The organism is Methylorubrum pseudosasae (genome assembly GCF_029504475.1).
Lineage (GTDB): Bacteria > Pseudomonadota > Alphaproteobacteria > Rhizobiales > Beijerinckiaceae > Methylobacterium > Methylobacterium extorquens.
Genome location: NZ_JAQGDU010000001.1, coordinates 118,005 through 132,901 on the forward strand (window position 1 = coordinate 118,005; position 14,897 = coordinate 132,901).

At 67.6% G+C, this 14,897-nt stretch carries 10 protein-coding genes, 8 pseudogenes and 1 other annotated feature; of the genes and pseudogenes, 12 read left to right on the top strand and 6 right to left on the bottom strand.

The annotated features are described in order from the left end of the window. Positions 1-111 precede the first annotated feature (111 nt). On the bottom strand, positions 112-474 hold the full coding sequence (locus tag M2437_RS00655) for a hypothetical protein (protein WP_277570157.1): 363 nt from the start codon (positions 472-474) through the stop codon (positions 112-114). Between the two features lie 563 nt (positions 475-1,037). Here M2437_RS00655 and M2437_RS00660 point away from each other — a divergent pair. Continuing rightward, entirely contained in the window at positions 1,038-1,394 is a 357-nt protein-coding gene (locus tag M2437_RS00660) for a hypothetical protein (RefSeq protein WP_253374185.1), read from the top strand. Between the two features lie 56 nt (positions 1,395-1,450). Further along, complete coding sequence (locus M2437_RS00665; protein WP_253386695.1) at positions 1,451-1,654, top strand: ArdC-like ssDNA-binding domain-containing protein; 204 nt, start codon at positions 1,451-1,453, stop codon at positions 1,652-1,654. On the opposite strand, the gene M2437_RS00670 is transcribed toward M2437_RS00665, so the two are convergent. Then, the gene (locus M2437_RS00670; RefSeq protein ID WP_253374186.1) at positions 1,635-1,979 is read right to left on the bottom strand and encodes a transposase family protein; all 345 of its coding nucleotides are present in this window, start codon (positions 1,977-1,979) and stop codon (positions 1,635-1,637) included. The two genes, M2437_RS00665 and M2437_RS00670, sit on opposite strands and share 20 nt — an antisense overlap. A gap of 1,171 nt (positions 1,980-3,150) precedes the next feature. Here M2437_RS00670 and repA point away from each other — a divergent pair. The 3 genes from repA (at position 3,151) to repC (ending at position 6,850) form a co-directional block, all read left to right on the top strand. Next, complete coding sequence (gene repA, locus M2437_RS00675) at positions 3,151-4,377, top strand: plasmid partitioning protein RepA (RefSeq protein ID WP_253374187.1); 1,227 nt, start codon at positions 3,151-3,153, stop codon at positions 4,375-4,377. A gap of 153 nt (positions 4,378-4,530) precedes the next feature. Further along, positions 4,531-5,382, top strand: coding sequence for a plasmid partitioning protein RepB (gene repB, locus M2437_RS00680; RefSeq protein WP_253374188.1), 852 nt, complete (start codon positions 4,531-4,533; stop codon positions 5,380-5,382). A gap of 208 nt (positions 5,383-5,590) precedes the next feature. After that, a complete protein-coding gene (repC, locus tag M2437_RS00685) occupies positions 5,591-6,850 on the top strand; it encodes a plasmid replication protein RepC (RefSeq protein WP_253386694.1) in 1,260 nt (419 codons plus the stop codon). A gap of 6 nt (positions 6,851-6,856) precedes the next feature. Here repC and M2437_RS00690 read toward each other — a convergent pair. Then, positions 6,857-7,330, bottom strand: a pseudogene (locus M2437_RS00690) (IS5 family transposase); the annotation flags it as partial. A gap of 75 nt (positions 7,331-7,405) precedes the next feature. On the opposite strand from M2437_RS00690, the pseudogene M2437_RS00695 reads away from it, so the two are divergent. Further along, positions 7,406-8,416, top strand: a pseudogene (locus M2437_RS00695) (IS110-like element ISMmg1 family transposase); the annotation flags it as partial. A 22-nt stretch (positions 8,417-8,438) separates the two neighbouring features. Continuing rightward, a pseudogene (locus M2437_RS00700) lies at positions 8,439-8,969 on the top strand (IS630 family transposase); the annotation flags it as partial. A gap of 139 nt (positions 8,970-9,108) precedes the next feature. On the opposite strand, the pseudogene M2437_RS00705 reads toward M2437_RS00700, so the two are convergent. Further along, positions 9,109-9,895, bottom strand: a pseudogene (locus M2437_RS00705) (IS3 family transposase); the annotation flags it as partial. Then, positions 9,629-9,767: a sequence feature (AL1L pseudoknot), on the bottom strand. It overlaps the preceding pseudogene by 139 nt. A gap of 130 nt (positions 9,896-10,025) precedes the next feature. On the opposite strand from M2437_RS00705, the pseudogene M2437_RS00710 reads away from it, so the two are divergent. Next, positions 10,026-10,823, top strand: a pseudogene (locus M2437_RS00710) (IS3 family transposase); the annotation flags it as partial. 137 nt (positions 10,824-10,960) lie between these two features. On the opposite strand, the gene M2437_RS00715 reads toward M2437_RS00710, so the two are convergent. Together M2437_RS00715 and M2437_RS00720 are read right to left on the bottom strand one after the other, a co-directional pair. Then, positions 10,961-11,236, bottom strand: coding sequence for a hypothetical protein (locus tag M2437_RS00715; RefSeq protein ID WP_253471783.1), 276 nt, complete (start codon positions 11,234-11,236; stop codon positions 10,961-10,963). 320 nt (positions 11,237-11,556) lie between these two features. Continuing rightward, a complete protein-coding gene (locus M2437_RS00720; protein ID WP_253374191.1) occupies positions 11,557-11,808 on the bottom strand; it encodes a hypothetical protein in 252 nt (83 codons plus the stop codon). A 139-nt stretch (positions 11,809-11,947) separates the two neighbouring features. On the opposite strand from M2437_RS00720, the pseudogene M2437_RS00725 reads away from it, so the two are divergent. The 4 genes and pseudogenes from M2437_RS00725 to M2437_RS00740 all read left to right on the top strand — a co-directional run. Further along, a pseudogene (locus tag M2437_RS00725) lies at positions 11,948-12,073 on the top strand (IS3 family transposase); the annotation flags it as partial. Further along, positions 12,073-12,258: pseudogene (locus tag M2437_RS00730) on the top strand (integrase core domain-containing protein); the annotation flags it as partial. The pseudogenes M2437_RS00725 and M2437_RS00730, both read left to right, overlap by 1 nt. A 185-nt stretch (positions 12,259-12,443) precedes the next feature. Next, positions 12,444-13,337 (top strand): annotated as a pseudogene (locus M2437_RS00735) (IS110 family transposase). Between the two features lie 524 nt (positions 13,338-13,861). Beyond that, entirely contained in the window at positions 13,862-14,746 is an 885-nt protein-coding gene (locus M2437_RS00740; RefSeq protein WP_499006325.1) for a hypothetical protein, read from the top strand. The last annotated feature ends 151 nt before the right edge of the window (positions 14,747-14,897 follow it).

Sequence of the window (14,897 nt, forward strand, 5' to 3'; positions counted from 1 at the left end):
GAGCGGCATGCCAGTTGGTCCCAGCAACTACCATCCCGGCCCCAGGATCTCTGGTCGGCATTGCGCGTCTCCGATCATGATAGCCGGCATGACCTCCTCGCGCATTGCACGTCACTCAGCCTCAATGCCGTGATCCTGCCGCACGCTCAGCTCGACCGCGCCGTGTCGCCCGCCGACCGGATCGCCCGGCAAGTCGGCCTCGACATGACCCGCAGCTTCACGCCGAACGTCGCGAATTATTTCGGGCGCACGACGAAGGCCGGCATCCTCGCCGCGGTGCGAGAGGCGAAGGGCGAGACGGCGGTTCAACTCATCGACCATCTGCGCAAGGCCGACATGGCCGCGGAAGCGGAACGATTCGTGGCCAGCACCGGATGGCTGCCGCAGCCGCTGCGCACGCCTGAGGAGGGCGACGAAGCCCCCTCCCCTGCCCCGGAATGGTGTCGACCACGGCGCGGCCGCGGAGACCGGCACCGTGCTTCCCGCCTTCCTGACCGACCCGGACGCGAGCGCCTTGCCGGAGGCAGAAGCCTGGCCGCAAGCGGCCGAGTAGCGCCAGGGCCTTCCTCCGCCTCGACCGACGCCGGCCCGCTGCGCAGCGGGCCGTGCGCTGGTCCGGTGGGAGCCGCCCGTTGCCCGTCCCGAGATGGGCTGCGCGTCGCTCTGCATGCCCGGGCTGCCGCGGCGATGCGGCGTTACCCACGGCGCAGGAGAGGCCGGGCACAGTCGGGAAGTTCGCGAAAGTCGCAGGCGCGCGCAAGAGCAGGCCCGCGACGCGGCCGTCATCTCAACGGAGCCTTCCATGATCTCGTCTGCTGCCATCCTGCCGTCCCGCGTCCCCTCCCCTCGCGTCGCGGCACCCCACGGCCGATGCGCTGATCGCCGCCGCCCATGGGGTGCCGCGGCGCGTCACCGATGCTGCGCGACGCCACTTCGACGCCGCCCTGGCCCGCCTCGCACCGGGCAGACGTCTGGTCGCGATCACCGGGCAAGCGCTCGCGCCAGATCGCCCGACCGGCGCCGAAGCCTTAGCTCGCTTGCGGCGCGATCGGACCGCGCACATCGTCTTCAGCGCCGCCCTCGACGTGCGCCTGTTCGCCCCGCACGGCACCCGGGTCGCCACACGGCTCACCGTGATCGACCGCGTGCCCGCTCCCGATCCCGACGCGGTGAAGGCCTGCAGCGGGCGGGCCGAGACTGCCGCAGCCCTGCTCGCCCTCGTCCGCCGTCACGTGCCGCCCCGTTGGGGACGCTCGCGTCTTGAGCCGATGCCAACCGGCGCGCTGGCAGGACTTGCGGCACCGATGGGGCCGGAGCGCTGCCCGCACGCTCCCTTGTTGCGGTCGCCGTTGGGCGCCCCGTCGAGAGGGAGAGGTCAAGTGCGCGGCGCGTGACGGGTTTAGAGGTCGGGAGAGAGGCTCCGCGGCCGCTCGTCGCGAAGGTCTGTCCGATGGCGCACTCCCCTCCCCGGCCCACGCCGGATCGTACCAACGTGTATCGCGAGGTTACCGACTGCATCATCGTCGACTTGGAGGGCGGCCGCCTGCCCTGGGTCCAGCCCTGGTCCTCCGGCCGCATCCGGGCACCGCTTGGATTGCCCGCCAACGCTGCCACCGGCCGCCGTTGCTCGGGCATCAGCATTCTAATCCTATGATGCGCCGTAGTGGAGCGCGGTTTCGCCGGTCATGCGGGACCGCGAGGTCCGGCAAGCTCTTGGTGAAGGTGCAGCGGGGGCAGGCAGGATTGCCGCAGCGCAGGCGGCGCAGGTGCAGGCGCAGACAGACGGAGCGGCACTGCCAGGGCAGATCGGCGAGGCAGCGTTTGTAGTGGCCGTGGGCGCGATCCGATCGCCTGCGGCAGGCTGGACAGCTCGGCGTAGTCGATCGTGGCACTGCCAGCACCGTCACCCGCTCGGGCTCGGGCGAGACCGCGATGACGCGCAGCGAGGCTGGAATGAAGGGGAGCAAACGTTTGGGCATGGGCGGATCCGGGCTACCTCTAATCCTCCGAATCTCCGCCCAGAGCGAAGGCTCCCGTTCTTATTCTCACCGCCCCACAAGGTGACAGAGAACCGATACTCCCTGATTGTGGGCATCGAAAATTCCCTGGTCGGTGCTATGGCCCGCAGAGAGGCGACGCCCCGCGCCCTCTCGGGCTTTTCCATCATCGGCCACCATGCCTGCCGACACGGATCGGCTGGGAGCTGCGGGCAGGCGGCCTAGCGGGAGGCGGGGCGCGCTGAAATGTGCGACCGCTCTACCGACCTGACCCGCCAAGCGGGGACACTGATGGATGCCGCCCGCGCGCTTGCCGAGGCCTGTCGGGCCCTCGGCGCTCAGGGTGCGTCCGCGGCGCCGGGCTGGCCCCTCATGGGTCTGCTGCGCCAGCCGCACCCTGCGCGGACAACGCCGCTGCGGCTTGGCCAACGCGGCCCGGACTGCAGCGTGCAGTCAGGCCTGCCTAAGAGCGCAGCGCCGCCGCCCTCCACCGTCCCACCATCGGTGCCGAGCGCCGCCCGCTCGCCGCGCTGGCGGCTGCGCACCCTACCGGCATGATGGAAGCGCAGTGGGCGGTCGCCGCTGGGCTGGAGCGCACGGGCGACACCTTCAAGATCTACGAGTTCCCGCCTGTGGGGTGCGTGCCGGATCGAACAGCGCGGCAGCCTGTTCTACGCAACGGACGAAGGATTCCTTGCGCTCGGCGAGATGAAGATCCCGGTCGTGCCCGAGCCGGGACCGGACCTCGCCGCGTTCTGGGCCGAGCGTATCCCGGGCGCGGGGTCGATGCTCTGGCAACTCGCCGAGACGTGGCCGGTGGCAACCGCGCGCGCTGCCCTTGCGGATACGCTTAGGCTCACGGCGTCTGGTGGTACCTTCAACACCTACCTCTTGCGCCTGCGATCCGCAGTGTTGATCGCGGAGCCGGAGCACGGACAGGTCCGCATCGTCGATGCGCTGGTCTGTCGAACCGAGCCCTGCATCAAGGCGTCCGGAACGCAGGTCCGACCCGCGGGTTCCTCCACACGCGAATCCGCGATCGAGCTTGTGCCGGGCTTGCGCGGGACTCGACTCCCGAAACCGAATCGGTCCTCTATGCTCGCTTGCGGTGCTAGGGTGATATTCGTCACCAAACCGCAAACGAGTCGGGAGCATGAATCAGCACGTTCCTCTCGGGCCCCTCGCGCCCGCGCCGAACACCACAGCCGGGAAGGACGCACGCCTTCTTGAGCGGAAGCTGCGCGAGATCGCGGCCGTCGTGTTCTCGCCCTCCGAGACGAAGACGCTCCGGCGCTTCACCTCGGGCGAGGTCGCACGCATCCTCGGCGTGACCGATAGCCGGATCCGGCAACTCTCGCCCGATCTGCTCGTCTCCGAGCCCGAGGTCGCGCCGGGCGGGCGCCGGCTCTACACGCTTGCCGACATCCACGCCTTCCGCGCGCATCTGCACGAGATCGACCGGGTCGGCCGGCGCTACCAGCCACATCGAAATGCCGAAGCAGGCGAGCACCTGCAAGTCATCGCCTGCGTGAACTTCAAGGGCGGGTCCGGCAAGACCACGACCGCGGCCCACCTCGCGCAGTCCCTCGTGCTGCGCGGCTACCGCGTGTTGGCGATCGATCTCGACCCACAGGCCTCGCTCTCTACGTTGCTCGGCGTCCGGCCGGAGAACGAGGCGACCCCCTACCCCACTATCTATGACGCGATCCGCTACGGGGCGGAGCGACGGGGCATGCAGGAGGTGATCCGGCAGACCTATTTCACCGGCCTGGATCTCGTGCCAGCCGACCTTGAGCTTGAGGTGTTCGAGTTCGAGGCACCGATGCACTTGGCACGGCGGCAGCCTGGCGACACCGAGCCCCCCTTCTTTGCTCGGATCAGCTTGGCGCTGAGCGAGGTGGCGGACGCCTACGACGCCGTGGTGATCGATTGCCCGCCCCGGCTCGGCTATCTCACGATCTCGGCGCTCGCCGCCGCGACGGCGCTCCTCATCACCATCCACCCGCAGATGCTCGATGTCTCGAGCATGCGGCAATTCCTGACCATGATGGACGAGCTGATGGAGCCGGTCCGCGCCCAGGGCGGCGCGCCGGCCCACGACTGGTTCCGCTACCTCGTCACTCGATTTGAGCCGAACGACACCCCACAGACGGAGGTTGTCGCGATGCTGCGTGGGCTGTTCGGCGAGCGCGTGCTGACGAAGGCCATGCTCGACTCGGCCGCAGTCGCGAACTCCGGACTACGCGGGCAGACCGTCTACGAGACCCCGCTACGCCGCGACGAAGTGACGGGATCGACCTACCGGCGCGCCCTTGACGCGCTCGACGCAGTGAACGGCGAGATCGAGAGCTTGATCGGCCGGGCGTGGGGCCGCGCATGAGCCAGAAGAAACGCCTTTCCGCGATAATGGGCTCGCCGATCCAGGCAGATGCCCCGCACCCCGCGGATGCTGAGAAATCAACGGCTTCACCCCCTGTAGCAGGTGCTACAGCCCCGCCCCCCGCCTGAGAAGCGATCTGGGGCTGCGCGTTCCATGGCTTCCCTCTGGCTCGCGCAGACAGCCCCCGCTCTCGCGGAAGACGGGGTTGTCGAACTGGACCCCAACCTCTGCGACCCGTCCGCCATCGCCGACCGGGTGCCGGACGCCACCGATGCGGCCTTTACCGCCTTCGTGGACCAGGTCCGGGAGGAAGGCCAGCACACGCCGATCCTTGTGCGCAAGCATCCAGCGGCGCCGGGACGCTACGAGATCGCCTACGGGCGCCGCCGCACGCGCGCGGCCCGCGAGATCGGCAAGCCAGTCCGGGCTGTGGTGCGAGACCTGAGCGACGCCGAACTGGTCGTGGCGCAGGGTTCCGAGAACCTGGCCCGCGAGGATCTGAGTTACATCGAGCGGGCCCACTTCGCCCGGAACATGGAGCAGGCCGGCGTCGCGCGTGAGGTGATCCTGAAGGCCATGGGCGTTCATCGCCCGGACCTCGTGAACTACCTCGCGGTGGCGGAGGCGATCCCCGCACCCGTGCTCGCCGCGATCGGGCCAGCGCCGAAGATCGGCCGCCCGCGCTGGCTCACGCTCGCCGACCGGATTCAGGGCGCATCACCGGAGCAGGTCGATACCGCCCTCGCCTCCCCGGACCTTGCCGGTAAGCCGTCGGACGAGCGATTCGCCGTGGTGCTGACCGCGCTCACCGCGGCGCCGAAGCCGGCTCGCAAGCCGAAGGGTGAAACGATGAAAGACTCCAAGGGGATGAAATTCGCCCGTGTCGAGCGCAGCACGTCCGGCGTGCGCGTGACGACCGACGAGAAGATCGAGCCCGGATTCGGCGACTACCTTGCCGGCCGGCTTCACGAGATCCTTGCCGCCTACCGGGCGAGCAAGGGCTAACCCCGCCGATCCACCACCAACAGGAAGGAGACGAGGACACCGTCAAAAGAAAGGGCCCACCGAACCGAAGTGCGGCAGACCCCCTCTCTGTAGTCCTGGCAGACCCAGAGAATCACATCTCCCGGCACATCGCAAGGCTGAACACCGCCGACCGCGCGTGATTGCGTGACGGCGAACGCCCCATCTTGGCCCGGTACTCGATCCGAGCATGCTCCACATTACGACGCCCTTCGGGCGGCGATCGTTGACGGCTGCGCAAGTGCGAGCGCAGGCGAACGCAGACTGCTGCCTGCGCGAGACCACCGTCCAGAAGTGGACCGTGCTCCGCGACATCACCGAGGCGCGCGCGCAGCTCGGCCTCTCGTCGCCGAGCCTCGCCGTGCTCGACGCGCTGGCAAGCTTCCTGCCAGAGACCGCGCTGCAGATCGGGGAGGGGCCCGGGCTCGTCGTCTTCCCGTCGAACCGGGCGCTGGGCTCGCGCACGCGCGGTATGGCCGAGTCCACGATCCGGCGCCATCTCGCCGCCCTGGTAGAGGCCGGCATCGTCATCCGCCGGGATAGCCCGAATGGAAAGCGCTACTGCCGGCGCGGGGCAGGGGGCCAAGTCGCACAGGCCTACGGCTTCGACCTCGCCCCGCTTGTCGCCCGCGCGTCCGAGTTCGCTGATTTAGCCGAGACCGTGCGCGCCGCGGCGATGGCGCTGCGCGTGGTCCGCGAGCGCGTTACGCTGCTGCGCCGGGACTGCGTGAAGCTGATCCAGGCTCTGGAGGCGGCGGAGGGCGCGCCGGGCGCCGCGGAGCCGTTGAGAGCCCGCTACGGCGCGATCCTGGGCGCCCTGCCCCGCGTGGCTGCCCGCGCCAATTTGGACGCGACTGCAGAGGCCCTGGCTGGGCTGGCGGCCGACGTGGGCAAGCTGTTGCTTGCGCATCAAGAAGTCGCGAATTCGAGCGGCAATGCCGGTCAGGATGAGCGGCACTGTCAGAATTCAAACCCCGAACTTTTTAGTTATGAACCAGCCTCCAAGATGGGGGGGAAGGGATCGACATCGCCCGGTCCGGTAAACGACGCGCCGGCCGCACGCGGTGAGGCAGGGCAGGGGGCGGCCACCGCTCACCTCCCGACCCGCACCACTTACCCACTCGGTCTCGTCCTAGACGCATGCCCCGACATTCGGAGCTACGCTCGGGGCGGCATCGGCTCCTGGCGGGATCTCATCGACACCGCAGGTCTCGTCCGGTCCATACTTGGGATCAGCCCTCATGCTTGGGGCGAAGCCCGTGAGGTGATGGGCGATGATGCGGCAGCGGTGACACTTGCAGCGATCCTGCAGCGGGCTGAGCACATCAAGGCGCCGGGGGGCTACCTGCGCGCGCTGGTCGACCGGCAGCGGCGAGGAGAGTTCAGCCTGGGGCCGGTGCTGCAGGCGCTCAGCCGCGGCCGACTCGCACGCCGTGCTGCTGGTGGTTAAGAGCGCCTAACAGAACCGGTAGATCTGGTTGAGTGTGATGAGGCTTGCCGCGAGGGTGGTGAAGGCCTCCTAGATGTCGGCGCGGCGCTCGTAGCGGATGGGCAGGCGGCGGAAGCGGTTGAACCACGCGTAGGTGCGCTCGACCACCCATCGGTGTCGGCCAAGCCTCTCGCTGCTCTCGATGCCCTTGCGGGCGATGCGCGGAACGATCCCCCGCGCCCGGCACTCCTGCCGGCGCGCCTTGGCATCGTAGGCCTTGTCGGCGTGCAGCTTGTCAGGGCGTCGGCGCGGTCGGCCGCGCCGGCCCGCGCTCAGTGGCGGGATGGCATCGAGGGTCGGTGCCATCTCCGGGCTGTCGTGTCGGTTGGCCCCCGTCAGCCTCACCCCCAGCGGCGTGCCGCCGGCGTCGATGACGAGGTGGCGCTTCGTGCCCGGCTTGCCCCGGTCCGTCGGGTTCGGGCCGGTGGCAGCCCCCCCTTTATGGATGGCCCGCCCCTCACCGGGCTGCCCTGCTAGCCTTGCAGGGTCGCTAAGTTGAAGGGACGGAGCGGGACGATGACGATCGCGGTGCTGGGGATCGATCTGGGCAAGAACAGCTGCAGCCTGGTCGGGCTGGACGGGACTGGGCGGGTCGTGCTGCGCCGCCGGATGCGGCGCGAGACGGTGATCGCCTTCAGCGCGAAGTTGCCGGGGTGCGTCGTGGCAATGGAGGCGTGCTGCGGTGCGCACCACACGGGCCGAGCCCTCGTGGAGCAGGGGCACACGGTCCGACTGATGTCGCCGGAATACGTGCGCCCGTACGTCAAGGCGCAGAAGAACGACGACCGCGACGCCGAAGCCATCGCCGAGGCGGCCACCCGCCCAACGATGCGGTTCGTGGCGCTCAAAACCGAGGCGCAGCTCGACGTGCAGACCCTGCACCGGGTCCGCGACCAGCTCGTGGGCGAGCGCACGGCGCTGATGAACCAGGTCCGCGCCATCCTTCTGGAGCGCGGCTATGTCGTAGCGCAGGGGCGGGCCAAGCTGGCTGCCTGTCTAACCGAGTTACTCGACACGGAGGCGGTCTCCTCCCTCACAGCGCGCATGCGCACCCTTGTGGCGGAGGTGCGCGAGCGCTGGCAGAGCCTCGACCGGCGCATCGCCGCGCTGGATGCCGAGTTCGCCGAGCAGGCGCGCACGGACGAGAACGCGCGGCGGCTGACGACCATCCCGGGCATCGGCGCGCTCAACGCGACCGCGCTGGTTGCGGCCATCGGCGACGTGGCCACCTTCGCGCGCGGGCGCGACCTGGCAGCCTGGCTCGGCCTCGTACCGCGGCAGGTCACGACCGGAGGGAAGCCCAAGCTCGTCGGCATCACCAAGCGCGGCAGCAAGTACCTGCGCAAGACGCTCATCCAGGGCGCCCGGGCCGCGATGCAGACGCTCCGGCAGGGTGACACGCGGCTCGGGCAGTGGCTGCGCGGGTTGCTGGCGCGAGCGCACACCAACACGGCGGTGGTGGCCTTGGCAGCCAAGATGGCGCGCATCGTCTGGGCGCTGCTGCGCCACGGGCGCGTCTTTCAAGCTCTCCGCCGCGGATCGCCTTCGGTTGGAGGCCCTGGTCGCGGATCGAAACACGCCACAGAAGCACGTCTGGCGGGCTCGCATGGTGTTGCTTAGCGCCGATGGGCTCGGGACGCACGCGATCATGCGTGAGGCGGGCGTCTCCAAGACGGCGGTCTGGCGCTGGCAGGACCGCTTCGCGCAGGAAGGCGTCGCAGGGCTCCTGCGGGATAAGACGCGGCCGGCGCGCATCCCGCCGCTGGGGCCGGAGGTGGCTCTGACGCAGGAAGAGCCGCCCGGCGAGACCACGCATTGGACGGCCGCCGCCATGAGCAAGGTCGCGGCCATCAGCGTCTCGTCAGTGCAACGGATCTGGCGTGGGCATGGGCTGCAGCCGCATCGGGTCCGGCAGTTCAAGCTCTCCACCGACCCGGCCTTCGCCGCTAAACTGCGCGATGTCGTTGGGCTCTACGTCGACCCAACCGCCCATGCCGTCGTGCTCTCGGTCGACGAGAAGAGCCAAATTCAGGCGCTCGTCAGCACGCAGGACCCGTTGCCGATGGAACCAGGCCACGCCCTTCTCGGGTCACAGGCATCGGCGAGGTAAAACCTCACCGCAGGGCGTTCCCGGGCGGCCGACAGGTCCGGGGGAAGACACGATCGGTCGATCAGAGTGCGGGGCAGACCGCCCGGGAACTGGCGCCAATCTTCTGACTGTCGCTATGGTGCACGAGCCCGCCGCCCTGGAGGGGACGACGTTCGTGCAGGGCCTGCTCCAGAGCGTCGAGCACGAAGGCGGCATGGAGCCCGGGAGACCCGCCAACCGACGATGCGCCGGGCATAGGCGTCGATCACGAAGGCCACGTATACAGAGCCGGTCCAGGTCGCGACGTAGGTGAAGTCGCCGACCCACAAGGCGTTGGGACGCGGGGCCTTGAACCGGCGGTTCACCCGGTCGAGCGGGCAGGCCGCGGCCGGGTCCGGGATGGTGGTGCGAACCTTCTTGCCCCGCACGATGCCCTGCAGCCCCATGACCCGCATCAGCCGGGCGACCGTGCAACGGTCCACCGCGATCCCTTCTCGACCGAGTTGCCGCCAGACCTTCCGCACTCCGTAGACGTGGAAGTTCTCCTCGAACACGCGCCGGATCTCGACCATGAGCGCCGCGTCCGAGCGAGCCCGAGCCGGCAGCTTGCCGGGATCGGCCCGCCGCGCGGCATGGGCGTGATAGGTTGACGGGGCGATCGGCAGCACGCGGCAGATCGGCCTCATCCTGAGGCTCTCGAAGGACGACCCCGTAGGCCTCCCGGTGATCGTCAATGACGGCGATCATGTCCGCGACCGGCGGTCGAGCTCCGCCATCGCGAAATGGGCCGACGCCTTCCTCAGGATCTCGTTGGCTTGGCGCAACTCGCGGTTCTCGCGCTCCAGTGCTTTGATCCGCTCGCGCTCGTCCGTCGTTGGTCCGGGCCACTGGCCCTGGTCCCGCTCGGCTTGACGGACCTTGTATAGCGACAGGGGCTCGCAATACCTCGCCGTACGCTACACGGAGCGGCTGGCGGAGGCGGGGGTCGAGCCCTCGGTCGGCAGCGTCGGGGACAGGCCGGGCGAAGAAGCGCGACAGGCTGCTCGTGCTCGCCTGGATGCCGTGAGCGAGCGGCGCGGCTGCGCCGCGCTCGGCGTCGGCCGGTCGAGCATCCGCTACCGCGCGACCAAGCCCGATCAGGCACCGCTGCGGATGCGCATCTGTGATCTGGCCAAGAGCCGGGTGCGCTACGGCTACTTCCGAATCTACATCCTGCTGCGCCGGGAGGGTTGGCGGGTGAATCACAAGAGGGTCCACCGTCTCTACCGGGACGAGGGGCTGAGCCTGCGGCTCAAGCGACCGCGCCGGCACGTCAGCGCGGCACACCGTGAGCGTCAGCCTGCTGCGCTCCAGCCGAACGAACGCTGGTCGATGGACTTCGTCTCCGACGCGCTGTTCGACGGCCGCCGGCTGCGGGCCCTGACGGTCGTCGATACGTTCACGCGCGAGGCTCTGGCGATCGAGGTCGACCAGGGCATCAAAGGCGAACAGGTCGTGGCTGTCGTCGGCCGCTTGGCGCTGCTGCGCGGAGCACCGTGCGCGATTCAAGTCGATAACGGGCCTGAGTTCGTCTCGAAAGCCCTCGACCGCTGGGCCTACGAGAACGGTGTCACGTTGGACTTCTCGCGCCCTGGCAAGCCGACCGACAACGCACTGGTCGAGTCGTTCAACGGCCGCCTGCGCGACGAGTGCCTGAACGCGAACTGGTTCTTGTCGTTGGCTGACGCGAGGAGCAAGATCGAGACGTGGCGGCGGCACTACAACGAGAGGCGTCCTCACACCGCCCTGGGGTGGCGAACGCCCCAGGAATTCGCCCTGGCGGCGGCCCTGCAGCCCGCCGAATGAGACCCGGAGGCTCACCTTTCGGCCGGACCAAGATCCGGGGGACCCTCATTACAGCCCGAGAACTTGCGTAGGTCGTGGACCACAAACGGGGTCAACTCCACAAAGGCTCAAAAGCCTCCTTCAAGGAGGATCACTTTTCAGGGGGCAGGCCAGTAACGGAACGACCGGAACGTCCCGTCGATGTCGAGGGCGAGCAAGCGCGTGCCGGCGATGGCCAGCATGATTGCACCCCATGTTTCCTCCGGCATCCGTGCCGCCATCACGGACCACGCGGTGGACGGGGGAAACGACGCGGGGGGACTGACCAGCGTCCACCCAAGCTGCAACAGCAGAACGGCTGCAAACCATTCGGTGATCCGCGTCTTGAAATGGCCGGTGATCCCGGCGGTGATGCGTTTGACCATGGTGAGCATGTCACGGCGCCTTGTGGCCCGGGCCCATCGCGCGATGGCTGGGTCGAGCCGTGACAAGGCGTGCATCATGGCGGCCTCCGCCGACGGGCAGGTGGTTGGGGCATCCCCGCGCCCGACGTTCCCGGGAATCGGGGCCGGGCGGGGAGGGCAATAGGGGAGGGGGGGTTCATTTCGCGAGGTCACGGCGCACGGCGTGATTCCAGGCGAGCGCTCGTTCCCCACAGCGGGTTTTGGCCCGGTCGAGCACCTTGGCCGTCCCGATGATCCGCACGATGTCGGCGCGGGTGCCAGCAAGACCCGTAAGCCGGAAGGGACCGGGATCATCGGCCCAGCAGCGTTGCGATCAGACCCTGCAGGAGAACGACCTCCACGCCCGCCTCGGCCCGCAGCCGATGACCGCCGGCCATCTCGATCTCGATGGCACTGGGGCGGAGCGGCTCGGCCCGGACAGGGGAGGGCGGTGCCGGCAGCGCCAGCGGGATGAAGCCCAGGGGGACGACATCTCCGGTGCAGGCGCTCCAGCCCGCAGGGCACGGCGCCAGCTGAACCGCCCCGGTTTTCCCGGAGGCCATTTGGTTTGGGTCAGGCTGCCAAGGTTTGGACTTCGGTCTGGGCATAGTAGCGCGCTTCGGCCTCGGCGGGAGGTGACCTGACCGGATGGCTTTGGACCGGGCTGATTGAGAGGATCAGCCAGGACCGAAGGAGTTGGACATGCGGCGAGGACAGAAGACGAGCGCGGAGCAGGTCGTTTTGAAGCTGCGCCAGATCGAGGTGGAGACAGCTCAGGGCAAGAGTTTGGCGTTGGCGTGCAAGGAGGCGGAGATCTCCGAACAGAGCTGCGCGACGAGTGCCTGAGGCAGGAGATCTTCTACTCGCTGAGAGAAGCACAGGTCGTGATTGGCCTATGGCAGAACACATACAACCGTGTCCGGCCGCACTCGTCCCTGGGCTACCGGCCGCCCGCGCCTGTCAGCTTCCCTGATCTAGCCTTCCGCCTACCCATGGCAGCGGCCATGCAGTAGCCTCTTGTAACTTGATCCCAACCTCGCCGGGTATGCTCCTCGGCGCGGTTGCGGGTGAGAGACCGTTAGCCTCTGGGGCCACCAAGCCCGCAAGTGAGCCAGGGTCCTCGCCCGCCGTTCCATCGAACCCGAACAGTCGCTTGGGCCGCTCAACGCGAAGCCCGCTTGCGCAAGGATGGGATCAGATGGACGCTCCTGTTGTCGGGATCGACGTGGCCCGTGACCGCCTCGATATTCACGTTCATCCCTCTGGAGCGAACTTCGCCGTTGACCGTACGACCGAGGGCGTGGAGCAACTGTGCGAACGCCTCCGGCCCCTGAAGCCGAAGCTCGTCGTCCTGGAGGCAACCGGCGGTTTGGAAGCCATGGTGGCACGTGCTCTCACCACCTGGAGGCTGCCAGCCGTGATCGTGAACCCAGCACAGGTCCGTGCTTTCGCTCACGCCTTGGGCCAACGCGCCAAGACCGACCGCATCGACGCCACCGTGATCGCCCCGTTCGCGGCGGCCACCAACCCACCCGTTCGCGCTCGGGCCGATGCCAAGACTCAGGCCTTGGCTGATCGCGTCCGAGCGGCAGCGAGCGAGCCAAGCTCCATCGTGCATTCGAGACAGCGTCCGGCGCGTCATAGAGGCATTGGAGCAGGAGCAGGATGTAATCGACCGCTCGATCGATGCAGAGGTAGACCGGTCGCTGAATGGCGCAGGAAGGAGACCCTCCTGACCTCCGTTCCTGGTGTTGGACCGACGATCGCACGAACCCTGATCGCGGAGCTGCCCGAGCTTGGAAGTCTCAACGGAAAGCAAGTCGCCGCGCTGGTCGGCTTGGCCCCTTGGACGCGGCAATCCGGTCGGTGGCGAGGGAGGAGCTTCATCGCAGACGGCCGCGCACCTGTTCGCACGGCGCTGTTCATGGGTGCCCTGGTGGCCAGCCGTCACAACGCCGCGCTGAAAACCTTCCGCGACCGGCTCATCGCAGCCGGCAAGCCCAAGCTCGTCGCCCTGATTGCCACCGCTCGGAAGCTGATCACCATCCTCAACGCCATCCTAAGAGACGGAACGCCATGGCAACCCGCTTGACCAGCAAGACAGTCGCTCACTCGGCTCGGTCCAAAATACTGGTCAGGTCATGACCTCTCTCACCGGCCGGGAAGCCGGACTTTTTGACGGAAGTACTCGGATCCCGGATTCTTCCGGCGAATGGGGTATCGATCATCCAGATGAGCGCGCTCACATAAAATCCAGCAGATAGATAGAATTAAATTCTCTCGCAAGACGGACACGCCCTATCAGATTATTAACCTAAAAATAACATATGATACTCAAACAGAGCGGGAGTTGTGAAGACATGATTTGAGGAGGGATGAATGACTGTCGGCTTACCCTTGAAGCGTCCGCTGGCGCTTCACCGGAGAACCACGCGAGGCGGATGGGGCAGTTTGGTGCGAGCCGGGGCGCTTCTAGTTAATTCTCTGCTGCTCTTTACAAGCGTTACGCCGGGTTGGGTGCAGGCGGAAGAACTGATCCAGGGCCCGTCGGGCGCCCCCCTAGGTCCCGAACCTCCAAAACCTTCCTCGCCCTTCTTCCGGTTCAGCGATACGCAGGTGACCTACACATACCTGAACGATCTCCGGCAGCCGGGCGTCACCGGTGGCCGAGCCGGACGCTCCATCGAAGGCCGCAGCGCTCCGGGCAACATGCTGAGCCTCACCCATCTCCATGGCTGGGAATACGGCACCAATTTCCTCAACATCGACCTGCGGCGCTACGGTTCGCAGATCCCGGCCGGCAGACCGCCCTATCCCGGACTGGCCACGACCTTCGATTACGGCCAGACCACCTTATTCCTGAGCTATCGCGGCACCTTGAGCGGCAACACCATGGCGGGAACTCCGCTCTTCATCCTGCCCGGCATCATCAAGGACGTGTCGCTGGCCTACGGCGTCGATCATCAGAGTGATAACACGCGGCTGTCGCTGCTGCGGACCCGGGCGATGGGCGGCCTCAGCTTCTCGTTCGATGTCCCAATCGGCTTCTTCAACCTCGCGGTGTTTGCCCAGAAGGATTGGTTCCGCTTTGCCGATTTGCTGCCGCCCCTTCGCCAGACTGGGACGGACATCGTGCCCCGCGTCGAAGCGACCTATCTGGTGCCACTGACGTTCACGGGCCTGCCGCTGTCGCTGACGGGCTTCGCCTCCTACAACCCGCCCCGCGGCGACGACCCGAAGGGCGGACGGCTGAAAGGCCGAGGTTCTGATGCGCAGCAACCTCGTCCTCGACCTCGGCGAACTCCTCTACCAAAAGCCCAATCGCATGAAGGCCTTCATCGGCGTCCTGCATCAGAAGAATCTGCTCGGCGCCAATTCTCGCGTCGTTCCCGGGGCGCAATTCACCTCATTCCTCGCTGGCCTGAGCTTCTCCGTGTTCTGAAGCCGTCGCGCCTCGGCCCGCCGCAACGGTGGGCAGCTCAAGCGGAACTCCATCCCTAATCAACACCCCGTTCCGAAGCCGAGGTCGACTCTGCCTCGACGTCGGCACGCGCCTGGCTACCCTACTGTTAGACGGAGAGCAGCTTACTCACTCCCTGTCGATGTTATAAATAAAACCATCCAGCAATATCAATATATGTTAACCAATCCC